Origin of the sequence: Halogeometricum sp. CBA1124 (assembly GCF_009741955.1) — an archaeon.
In the GTDB taxonomy this organism is placed as follows: domain Archaea; phylum Halobacteriota; class Halobacteria; order Halobacteriales; family Haloferacaceae; genus Halogeometricum; species Halogeometricum rufum.
The window spans coordinates 1-10,515 of the sequence record NZ_WPCD01000129.1 but is presented as its reverse complement, the minus strand read 5'-3'; the positions used below and the strand labels follow the sequence as shown (position 1 = coordinate 10,515).

The 10,515-nt window shown below is 70.1% G+C and carries 8 protein-coding genes and 3 pseudogenes; 6 read left to right on the top strand and 5 right to left on the bottom strand.

The window, feature by feature from the left end:
• Window positions 1-1,593 (top strand): annotated as a pseudogene (ligA, locus tag GJ632_RS14485) (NAD-dependent DNA ligase LigA); the annotation flags it as partial.
• 100 nt (window positions 1,594-1,693) lie between these two features.
• Here ligA and GJ632_RS14480 read toward each other — a convergent pair.
• From GJ632_RS14480 to GJ632_RS14470, 3 genes are all read right to left on the bottom strand, one after another.
• Window positions 1,694-2,614: an ABC transporter permease gene (locus GJ632_RS14480; RefSeq protein WP_191453338.1), complete on the bottom strand. Its 921-nt coding sequence runs from the start codon at window positions 2,612-2,614 to the stop codon at window positions 1,694-1,696.
• On the bottom strand, window positions 2,611-3,645 hold the full coding sequence (locus GJ632_RS14475; protein WP_191453337.1) for an ABC transporter ATP-binding protein: 1,035 nt from the start codon (window positions 3,643-3,645) through the stop codon (window positions 2,611-2,613). The genes GJ632_RS14480 and GJ632_RS14475 overlap by 4 nt, the downstream gene beginning before the upstream one ends.
• 88 nt (window positions 3,646-3,733) lie before the next feature.
• Complete coding sequence (locus tag GJ632_RS14470; RefSeq protein WP_191453336.1) at window positions 3,734-4,024, bottom strand: hypothetical protein; 291 nt, start codon at window positions 4,022-4,024, stop codon at window positions 3,734-3,736.
• Window positions 4,025-4,141: 117 nt separating this feature from the next.
• Between GJ632_RS14470 and GJ632_RS14465 the strand changes: the two genes are divergently transcribed.
• The 4 genes and pseudogenes from GJ632_RS14465 (at window position 4,142) to GJ632_RS14450 (ending at window position 7,718) form a co-directional block, all read left to right on the top strand.
• Window positions 4,142-4,345, top strand: a complete 204-nt coding sequence (locus GJ632_RS14465; protein ID WP_191453335.1) for a hypothetical protein — start codon at window positions 4,142-4,144, stop codon at window positions 4,343-4,345.
• Window positions 4,342-4,578, top strand: a complete 237-nt coding sequence (locus GJ632_RS14460; protein WP_197428012.1) for a hypothetical protein — start codon at window positions 4,342-4,344, stop codon at window positions 4,576-4,578. The genes GJ632_RS14465 and GJ632_RS14460 overlap by 4 nt, the downstream gene beginning before the upstream one ends.
• A 45-nt stretch (window positions 4,579-4,623) precedes the next feature.
• A pseudogene (locus GJ632_RS14455) lies at window positions 4,624-6,367 on the top strand (excinuclease ABC subunit C).
• 136 nt (window positions 6,368-6,503) lie between these two features.
• Window positions 6,504-7,718: a hypothetical protein gene (locus tag GJ632_RS14450; RefSeq protein WP_231751580.1), complete on the top strand. Its 1,215-nt coding sequence runs from the start codon at window positions 6,504-6,506 to the stop codon at window positions 7,716-7,718.
• Between the two features lie 218 nt (window positions 7,719-7,936).
• On the opposite strand, the gene GJ632_RS14445 is transcribed toward GJ632_RS14450, so the two are convergent.
• On the bottom strand, window positions 7,937-8,299 hold the full coding sequence (locus GJ632_RS14445) for a hypothetical protein (RefSeq protein ID WP_089803792.1): 363 nt from the start codon (window positions 8,297-8,299) through the stop codon (window positions 7,937-7,939).
• A 174-nt stretch (window positions 8,300-8,473) separates the two neighbouring features.
• Here GJ632_RS14445 and GJ632_RS14440 point away from each other — a divergent pair, with 174 nt between their 5' ends.
• Window positions 8,474-9,751: a hypothetical protein gene (locus tag GJ632_RS14440; RefSeq protein ID WP_197428011.1), complete on the top strand. Its 1,278-nt coding sequence runs from the start codon at window positions 8,474-8,476 to the stop codon at window positions 9,749-9,751.
• A gap of 180 nt (window positions 9,752-9,931) precedes the next feature.
• On the opposite strand, the pseudogene GJ632_RS14435 reads toward GJ632_RS14440, so the two are convergent.
• Window positions 9,932-10,515 (bottom strand): annotated as a pseudogene (locus GJ632_RS14435) (malate dehydrogenase); the annotation flags it as partial.

Sequence of the window (10,515 nt, the reverse complement as noted above, 5' to 3'; positions counted from 1 at the left end):
CGACGGCGAACGCGGCGACGACGTGACCCGACAGGTGCGGACCATCCGTTCGGTCCCCCTGCGACTCCGCGGCGACCACCCGGACTTTCTCGCCGTCCGCGGCGAGGTGTACATGCCGAAGGACGCGTTCCGGGAGTTGAACCGCGAGCGAACCGAGGCGGGCGAGGACGCGTTCGCCAACCCGCGCAACGCCGCCGTCGGCACCCTCAGGCAGTTGGACCCGTCGGTGACCGCCGAGCGACCGCTGGACTGCTTCTTCTACGACGTCCTCGACGCCAGCGAGGTGCCCGACACGCAGACGGAGACGCTGTCTCGACTGGAAACGTGGGGGTTGCGGACGAACGACCGCGTGGCGTCCGCCGACACCATCGACGACGCCGTCGCCTACCGCGACGACCTGATGGCCGACCGGGAGGACCTGAACTACGAGATAGACGGCACCGTCGTCAAGGTGGACCGGCGGGACCACCGCGAGCGACTGGGCGAGACGAGTCGGTCGGTCCGGTGGGCGTTCGCCTACAAGTTCCCCGCCCGGTCGGAGGTGACGACGGTGACGGACGTGGTGGTGCAGGTGGGGCGGACGGGTCGGCTCACCCCCGTCGCCCTGTTGGAACCCGTCGACGTGGGCGGCGTCACCGTCTCGCGGGCGTCGCTACACAACCCCGACGAAATCGAGCGACTGGGCGTGAACGTCGGCGACGAGGTGCGAATCAAGCGCGCGGGCGACGTCATCCCCGACGTGGAGGAGGTGGTCGAGAAGCGTTCGGCGGGGACGTTCGACTTCCCCGACGCGTGCCCGGTCTGCGGCAGTCCGGTCGACCGTGAGGGACCGCTGGCGTTCTGTACCGGCGGGCTGACCTGCGAGGCGCAACTGGTGCGCGCCGTCGACCACTACGCGATGCGGGGCGCACTCGACATCGAGGGCCTCGGCGGCGAACGCGTCGAGCAGTTGGTCGACGCCGGCCTCGTCGAGCGCCTGCCGGACCTCTACCGCCTCGAACGCGACGAACTCGCGGAACTGGAGGGCTGGGGCGAGACGAGCGCGGACAACCTCGTGCGCGAGATAGAGGCGGCGACGTCGCCCTCGCTGTCGAACTTCCTCGTCGGCCTCGGCGTCCCCGACGTCGGCGGGGCGACTGCGCGCAACCTCGCCCGCGCGTCGGTACGCTCGACGCCGTGATGGACGCCTCCACGGAGGAACTGGAGGCCGTCGACGACGTGGGGCCGACCGTCGCCGAGCGGATTCGCGAGTTCTTCGCCAACGAACGGAACCGCGAGGCCGTCGCGGAACTGCGGTCGCTCGGCGTCGAACCCGAGACGGAGGCGACGGCGGGCGGCGACGAACTCGACGGCCTCACGTTCGTCTTCACCGGGTCGCTGTCGGTGACGCGGAGCGAGGCGCAGGAACTCGTACAGTCCCACGGCGCGAACGCCACGTCCAGCGTCTCCGGTAACACCGACTACCTCGTCGCCGGCGAGGACCCCGGGCAGTCCAAGCGCGACGACGCCGACGCGAACGACGTGCCGGTGCTGGACGAGGACGAGTTCGCCGCGTTGCTGGCGGAGAAGGGAATCGACTACCCGCCGGCGTGAGCGGCGACGGCGAGTCGGGGCGACGATGGGCCGGAGCGACGACGACGCGTTCGCTCGGCGGTTCGAGGACGATAACCGACGAGACGAGACGGCCGCCCGCTCAGAGGTCCTCGCGCTGGAAGACGTAGTAGCCGACGACGGTGGGGACGATAATCCACGCCAGCAGGATGGTCATCATCGCGCCGCCGGAGAGGTACGCCGGCACGCCCGCCTCGAGGACCGGCGAGATGACTATCTGCTCGCCCGTCGTCGCCCCGACGAGGCGGGCGCGGGCGGGGCCGTAGTACACCTGCGCCGTCAGCGTCTCGTACGTCCGGAGCGGGTTGAGGTACTTCAGGAACAGCCCTATCTTCACCCGCGTGACGTTCTCCAGTGCGCCGGCGCCGGCCTGCTCGAACGCGTAGTTGACGAGCTTCGGGATGCCCTCGGCGATGGGCTTCCAGAGGATGCCGAAGATGAGGTACAGTCCCAGCGTCGCCAGCGTCGCCTCGCGGTTCGAGTCGGCGACGGCGGAGATGCCGAGGCCGACGGAGACGAACGCGATGGCCAGGAGCGCCGTCAGCGCGACCATCGGGACGAACGAGCCGTAGCCGATGCCCGTCCCGGTGGCCACGAGGACGACGAACGCGACCAGAAAGCCCGCGAGGAGGGCGGCGACGACGACGGCGCCGCGGCCGAGCAGTTTCCCGACCACGAGGTCGCGGCGGGAGTTCGGCAGCGACAGGGCGAGCTTTATCGTCCCCGTCTCTCGCTCCTCGGTTATCGACCCGTACGACGTCGAGAGGGCGATGAAGCCGAGGACGAGGGCGAGCAGTCCGGGGAACGAGAGGCTGAAGATGCCGAGGTCGACGAAGAAGCCGAACAGGTTCGAGGCGTCCTTCAGTTCGGCGGGCAGAAGGAAGCCGAACGCCAAGAGCGCCGCGCCGCCGACGAACAGGACGAAGAAGGCCGTCGCGCCGTGGAGCCACCGCGAGCGAATCGCGTCGTCGAACTCCTTGCGGGCGACCGCTTGCCACGTCATGCGCGCACCTCCGCCTCGTCGTCCGACTCGTCGGCCGCGTCGTCCTCGGCCGCGTCGTGACCGGTGTACGAGAGGAACAGGTCCTCCAGCGACGCCTCGCGGGTCTCGAAGTCGGTCACCTCTAGCCCCTGCGACTCCAGTTCGGCGATGACGGCCGTCTTGGCGTCGCCGGCGCAGGAGACGACGAGTGCGTCGTCTTCGGCCTCGACGGCGACTGAGTGGACGCCGTCGAGAGCGGTCAGAGCGTCGGCGTCGACGGCGGCGACGTCGCCCGCGACGCTGACCGAGAGCGTCGAGTCGGCGTCGGACTTCGCGCGCAGGCTATCGATGGTGTCGACGGCGACGAGTTCGCCCTCGCGCATGATGCCGACGCGGTCACAGACCGCCTCGACCTGTTCGAGGATGTGGCTGGAGAAGAACACCGTCGTGCCGCGTTCGGCCTCCTCGGCGACGATGTCGCGCATCTCCTTGGCCCCCGCGGGGTCGAGTCCGCTGGAGGGTTCGTCGAGGACGAGGAGGTCCGGGTCGCCGACGAGAGCCATCGCGAGGGCGAGGCGTTGGCGCATCCCCTTCGAGTAGCCCCCGGCCTTCCGGCCGGCGGCGTCGGCGAGTCCGACCCGGTCGAGGGCGGTTTCGACCGCCGCGTCGGCGTCGTCGAGTCCCTTCGACTCGGCGGCGAACGCCACGTGTTCGCGGCCGGTGAGGCGGTCGTACACGTCGAATCCTTCGGGGAGGACACCGGTTCGAGCGCGGACCTCGACGCTCTGGTCGTGGGCGTCGAAACCGAGGACGCGTATCGTTCCTGCCGTCGGGCGAACGAAGTCGAGGAGCATGTTGATGGTCGTGGACTTCCCCGCTCCGTTCGGACCGAGGAAACCGAACACTTCGCCTTCCTCGACCGTCAGCGAGAGGTCCCTGACCGCGGTAACGTCGTCGGAACGCTCGGCGTCCCGGGCGGCGTCGACGAGGCGTGAGAGTCTCCCACCCTCCTCGAACCGCTTTGTCACCGCGTCGAGTTCGATGGCGGCCATGGGCGTGGGTAGTCAGGTTCCGGGATAAAGTGTTTGGTGCGAGAATCAAGCCTGAGACTGACGACCCGCCGGCCGGCGGTGCGGTCGGTCAGAGTTCGTCGTCGGGCGCGTGCGCCGCCCGGACGCGTTCGACCTCCTCCCGGTAGCGGTCGCGCGTCGCCTCGTCGTCGACTGGTTCGAGGTCCGACGCCGCCACCGCCGTCGCGGCGGTGGTCTCCACGTCGCGTTGGCGCATGATGGTCGCGGATATCTGCTTGCGCCGCACGCGCCCGCCGTCCGGCGTCGCGTACACGAGGTCGATGAGGCCGCGGTCGGTGTACGTCCGTTCGACCAGCCAACAGCGAACCGTCTCCGCCGCGTCGGTGTCCGAGTCGCTCATACCGTCGCCTCGGTCAGCGGACGTTTGTAGCTACCGACGGGACCTGTCTTCGGGTGTCAAACGGAGATTCGTCGTGAGTAAACGTTATCTACTACTAGTTCAGTTGACACCATAGAGATGGGGACGGAAGCCTTGAATACGCTGTACGAACTGCTGTCGTCCGAGCGACGGCGTCTGGCGCTCGGGGCCCTAATCGACGCAGAGACCCCGCTCGTCAGAGAGGAACTCGCGCGGCGAATCGCAGTTCGTCGGGACGGCCGGGACGCCGAGGCGGCGAGCGAGACGGCCGGGACGCCGAGGCGGCGAGCGAGACGGCCGTGAACGAGGTGGCCATCTCGCTCGGCCACGTCCACCTGCCGAAACTGGTGGCCGGCGGACTGGTGGACCGAACCGGTGACGACCGGTACGGCGTGACCGAACTGGGACGGTCCGCCGAGTGCGCCGCGTGCGCGTTCGAGACCAGTCTGGCGAGCGACGTCGAGGCGTTCGACGGCGAGTTGCGCCCCTCGGCCGCGCGTCGCGCCGTCTCCCCCGAGCGAGACGACGACTGCTGACCGCCGCGCGTCAGCCTCAAGCCCGTCGGGCCAGTACCCCGTGTGATGGACGCGAGCGACGTTCGCGAACGCGCGGCCGACCTGCCGACGGGCCCCGGCGTCTACCAGTTCCTCGACGGCGACACCGTCCTCTACGTCGGGAAGGCCGTCGACATCCGCGCGCGGGTCAGGTCCTACGCCGACCCGCGGGGCGAACGCATCCGGCAGATGGTCGAACGCGCGGGGGCCATCGACTTCGCCGTCACGGACACGGAGACGCAGGCACTCCTCCTCGAAGCGAACCTCGTCAAGCGACACCAACCCCGGTACAACGTCCGCCTGAAGGACGACAAGTCCTACCCGCTGGTCCAACTCACCGACCACGCCGTCCCCCGAATCGAGGTGACGCGCGACCCCGAGGAGGGCGCGACGTGTTCGGCCCGTACACCGACAAGGGGCGCGTCGAGACGGTGGTGAAGGCGCTCCGCGAGACGTACGGCGTCCGCGGGTGTACGGACCACAAGTACGCCAACCGGGACCGACCCTGTCTCGACTACGAGATGGGGCTGTGTACCGCCCCCTGCACGGGCGAAATCTCCGAGGACGCGTACCGCGACGACGTGGAGAGCGTCGTGCGGTTCTTCGAGGGCGAGACGGGCGTGCTGGCGGACCCCCTCCGGCGGGAGATGGAGGCGGCGGCGCAGGCGGAGAACTTCGAGCGCGCGGCGAACACCCGCGACAGACTCGAAGCAGTCGAGTCGTTCCACGGCGCGGGCGAGGAAGCCGTCGCGTCGCAGTCGGACGAACGCGCGGTGGACGTTCTCGGCGTCGCCATCGAGGGCGACGCGGCCACCGTCGCGCGCCTGCACAGCGAACGCGGCCAACTCGTCGACCGGTCGCGCCACCGCCTCGACGCGCCCGAGGGCGGCGAGCGGTCGGCGGCCGTCCTGTCGGCGTTTCTGACCCAGTACTACGCCGAACGGGAGTTGCCCGACGCCGTCCTCCTGTCGGAACGGCCGGACGACGACGACGTGGTGGAGTGGCTGAACGTCGAGGGCGTGCGCGTCGGCGTCCCCGGCGCGGGCCGGGAGGCGAAACTGGTCGACTTGGCGCTGAAGAACGCCCGCCGCGGGCCGACGCGGGACGACGGCCTCGCCGCACTCGGGGAGCGACTCGGCATCGCTCGACCCGCGCGCATCGAGGGGTTCGACGTGAGCCACGCGCAGGGGAAGGCCGTCGTCGGCAGCGACGTCTGCTTCGTCGAGGGCGACGCCGAGAAGGCCGACTACCGCCGGAAGAAACTGCCCGAGCGCAACGACGACTACGACAACATGCGGGCGTGATTCGCTGGCGCGCCGAACGCGCCGTCGAGGGGCGCGACGACAGGCCGGACCCGGACCTCCTGCTCGTCGACGGCGGCGACGGGCAACTCCGGGCGGCGACGGACGCCCTGAGCGAAGTCGGCTGGGACGTCCCCGCCGTCGCCCTCGCGAAAGACGAGGAACTGGTGATCACGCCCGACGGCGTGTACGACTGGCCGTCGGACGCCCCGCACCTGCACGTCCTGCAACGCGTCCGCGACGAGGCGCACCGCTTCGCCGTCCAGTACCACCAGACGCTCCGCGACGACGTGCGGACCGTGCTGGACGACGTGCCCGGTATCGGCGAGAAGACGCGGCGCGCCCTCCTGCGGCGGTTCGGCAGCGTCGAGAACGTGCGGGCGGCGACGACGGCGGACCTGACGGACGTGCCCGGCGTCGGCGAGAAGACGGCGGCGGAACTCCAGCGGCGACTGTCGGGCGGCGAGTGAAGCGCGGGAGCGGGTGGTAGCGACGAATCCCCGACGGACGTGACAGAAGATATTTAATACGAACCGACATGTCTCCGAACGTAGCCCCCGCTCCGCCCGCTCCAAGCCCTCCACCGCTTGGCCGAGACGACGAGCCGTGGCTACGGCATCCATGAAACGACGACTCAACCTGCTACTGGTCGCACTTGTCGTGCTGAGCGCGCTCCCGGCGGCGGCCGCCGTCACCCCGGCCGGCGACGCGAGCGAAGCGAACCCCGCCGCGAACGCGACTGCGACCGAGAACGCCCGAGAGGAAGCGCGAGCCAACTACACCCGCCTCTACATCGACACCGACGACAGCTATCGGGACGCCAAGCCCGGCGAGAGCCTCGAATACACGGTCACCGTGAAGAACGGCGAGTCCGAGGCCGTCACGGTCGACCCGCACCTGTTCGCCGGACCGATGACGGAGTTCCCGCTGGAAGACGAGTGGGTGTCCATCGACGGACCGTCCAGCATCGACCCCGGCGAGACGGCCGAGTACGCCGTCACGGTCGAGATTCCCGCGGACGCCGAAACCGCGAACTACCGCGGGCTGGTCGCGTTCACCGACGAGACGGTGACGTACCCCGGTCGGCCGCCCAGACCGCTCCACGCCGCCCACGTCTCGGCCGAGGTGTGGCGCGAACCGACGGTGACGATTCGCTCGGACACCTACGTCCACGGACAGGTCGAAGCCGGCGAGAGCTTCACCCGCGAACTCGTCGTCGAGAACACCGGCGACAGCGCCGTGCCGCTGAGCCCCGAGGTGAAGACCGAACGCCGGCGCTGCAGCGGTCACTGTCCGAACCAGATCAACCCCTCCTGGATAGACATCGACAGCCCGAATCAGGTCGCCGCCGGTGAGACGGCCACCGTCTCGATAACCGTCTCCCCGCCCGAGGAGGCCGACCGCGGCCGGTACGACGCCGAGATAAACCTCGGCCTGAAGGACCCGAACCGCCCCGAGGGCGACACCCACTGGCAGCGCGTCCGCGCCAACTTCGTCGTCTGGAAGCAGCCCTCGCAGGCGTTCGAGACGCACTTCGCGGTGAGCGAGGAGACGGAGAACCTGACGCTCACGCTGTCGCCGAACCGCTACTACGGCGCGACGGACGCCGAAGAGGCCGGCTTCGACGTCGAGTTCGTCGGGCCCGACGGCGACGTCGTCGAGGCCGAACGCGTCCGCGTCACCGACAGCGGGTCCGTCGACCTGAGCGGCGAACGGTCGCCGCGCGCCGGACCGACGGCGAGTACGCCGTCAGCGGCGGTCACTCCGAGTTCGTCTACCGCGTCGCCGAACCGGCCGCCGGCGAGTGGACGCTCCGAGTGACGCCGGAGAACACCATCGGCTTCCAGTACGAGATAACGCGCGAGGAGGCCACCGAGAACGACGACGCGCCGGTGACGACGGCTCCGGTGACGACGCCGCCGGTGACGACACCACCGACACCGAGACGGACGCGTCAACCCCGAACCGACGCCGAACCGCCCGAATCGGTTCCGAGTCGGTTCCGAATCGGCTCCGAACCGACGCCGAATCGCTCTTTTTCAGGCGCGCGCCCAGTCCACCGCCTCCTGCGGCGTCTCCGGCGTCTCGACGACGACGTTCGTCCCGCGGAGACGCCCCCGGAGCGCCACCTGTTTCGCCGGCGGCCCGACGAAGGCGGCGCGCGAGACGCCGAGCGACTCCATGCGGGCGGCCAGCGAGTCGAAGCGCTCGAAGAACCACTTGCTGATGCCGCCCGACTCGCTCAACACGAACACCGACGCGCTCACGTCGGGCCGCGAGAGGACGTTCTGGACCGTCTCGAAGAACTCTTCGAGGAGGACGCCGCCGCTGGCTTCGAACTCCGTGAGGTCGAACAGGGCGACGCCGTCCCCCACGTCGTACCGGTACACGTCTGCGCTCATGGTTCCCGACGAGGGCGTGCGCACGCCTAACTACGCGCAGCATATCGGACGGGTAACGGGCCGTTAACCCCGAGCGACGCGGAGTTACCGGCCGACTGATTCTCTGACGGGGACGCGCCCGCGCGTCGGCCACCGGGTAGAAGATATTTAGTCCGAACCTGACAATCGTCTCGCGTGAACGGTCCCTCCCTCTCGCGCCGGTCCCTCCTCCGCGGCGGCGCCGTCGCCGGCGTCGCCGCCCTCGCCGGGTGCGCCGCCGTCGGCACGTCCGCACTCCCGTCGCCGAACGGCGCGGCGTACAGCGACGTGGCGCACGTCCGCGAGTCGCACCGCGACGCCGCCGTCGGACACCTCCGAAGCCTCCTCGACCGGGGCGCGCCGATTGTCGAACGCGCCGCGGAGGCCGGCGCGTTCGAGGACACCAGACTCTCCGTCGACCCCGGCTACCTCGACTCGGCCCGCGAGTTCCTCGACGGACGGACGCCACCGACGTTCGACACCGTGAACGAAGTGCGGTATCACGTCACGTACGTCGCGGAGACGTTCGGTGCCGCGGCGGCCGCACTGGACGACGTGCGCGTCGGCGGCGACGACTCGCCCGCGACCGTCGGTCCCGCACCCGGCATCGCCGACCTGCGCGAGACGATTCGCTACGCGGGCGACGACCCGGCGACGGCCGTGGCGTGGGTCGAACTCGTGGAGTCGTGGCTCCACGTGGCGATGGTCGCCGGCGGGAACGCCGAGGTGGACCGCGACGAACTGGCGGAACTGGACGAGGCGGTCCGCGAACGAGCGCTCGCGCGCGCCGTCCGGAACCACGAGCGGTCGGTTCGCTACCTGAGCGACGCCCGGCAGTTCTACCGAACCTTCCGGAGCACGCTGGACGACGCGGCGTCGCTGGACCTCGCGTCGGCCCGCGAGACGTACCGCGACCGGACGGCCGGCGCGTCGCACGACCACGAGTGGTACCGCGCCCGGCGCGTCGCCGAAGACGCCGCGTCGCCGCCGCCGCGGGCGACGGCGCTGAACCGGGTGCTGACGCTCCGACCGGGCGAGAACAGCCTCGACGACGCCGACTGGGCGCATCAGGACGGCCTGCACGGACTGGAGACGGTGCGCCTCGCCGAGGCCGTCGCCGAGTTCGCGGGGTTCGACACCGGACGGGCGGCGGTCGAACGGGTGGCGGAGGAGTCGTCCGTCCCCGGTGGACTGCTGTTCGAGACGAAACGGCGGGCGGTCCAGCGCGCGTACCGAGTCGCCTCGACGGGCGACGTCTTCGAGCGCTGTCTCCTGCGTCGGGCCCTCCTGTACCTCTCGAAGGGCGACCGGTTCCTCGTCGAGGAGGACGGCGTCGCCGACCACAACCCGCGGGCCCACGCGTTGGCGTGCTACGGCGTCGCGGGCGGCGTCGCGGACGCGATTCCGGCGGCGGCGAGCGTCGTCACCGACTGAGTCGCCGCGCGGGCGCGGACGGGAGACGGAGGGAGAAGCGAGTTCGGGCGGCCCGCGTCACCCTTCCGATGAGGCAGGGAGCGTCTCGTGGCCGCGGCTCCGTGTCGGACCGTCGTGCGCAAAAGTGAGGTGTCTCCGTATCTGCGGTGCGCCGCCGCGACTGACGGCGCACGTTCCGGCTTACGCGATTTTGTCGTACTGGTCGCGGAGCTTCTCCGCGGCGTCGTCCATCAGGTCCCGTTCGTAGTCGTCCAGGTCCCACTCGACGACTTCCTCGATGCCGTCGGAGCCGAGTTTGACCGGGACGCCGAACGCGGTGTCCTCGTAGCCGTACTCGCCGTCGAGTGCGAGCGACCCCGGCAGGACTTCGCCCGTGTCGTTCAGGATGGCCTCGACCATGTGGGCGACGCCCGTCGCGGGCCCCCACTGGGTCGCCCCCTTCCGGGAGATGACGTCCATCGCGGACTCCTGCAGGTCCGAGAGAATCTCCTCGCGTTCGTCGGCGGTGAACTCGGGGTCCGCGCCGTCGACGCGGACCTTCGAGAACACGGGCACCTGCGCGTCGCCGTGTTCGCCGAGGATGGTCGCCTCGACGTTCTTCACGGGCACGTCGAAGCGCTGGCTGAGGACGTAGCGGAAGCGCGCCGAGTCGAGTCGGCCGCCGAAGCCGACGACCTTGTGTCGGTCGCGGTCGCCCGCCTCGTACAGGTGGCGGTTCAGGAGGTCCACCGGGTTCGAGGTGGTGACGGAGACGAAGTCGTCGT

What these genes read in the sequence shown, in the direction of transcription:
- GJ632_RS14480 (WP_191453338.1), bottom strand. Translation starts at nt 2,614, where the DNA reads ATGACGTGGCAAGCGGTCGCCCGCAAGGAGTTCGACGACGCGATTCGC.
- GJ632_RS14475 (WP_191453337.1), bottom strand. Translation starts at nt 3,645, where the DNA reads ATGGCCGCCATCGAACTCGACGCGGTGACAAAGCGGTTCGAGGAGGGT.
- GJ632_RS14470 (WP_191453336.1), bottom strand. Translation starts at nt 4,024, where the DNA reads ATGAGCGACTCGGACACCGACGCGGCGGAGACGGTTCGCTGTTGGCTG.
- GJ632_RS14465 (WP_191453335.1), top strand. Translation starts at nt 4,142, where the DNA reads ATGGGGACGGAAGCCTTGAATACGCTGTACGAACTGCTGTCGTCCGAG.
- GJ632_RS14445 (WP_089803792.1), bottom strand. Translation starts at nt 8,299, where the DNA reads ATGAGCGCAGACGTGTACCGGTACGACGTGGGGGACGGCGTCGCCCTG.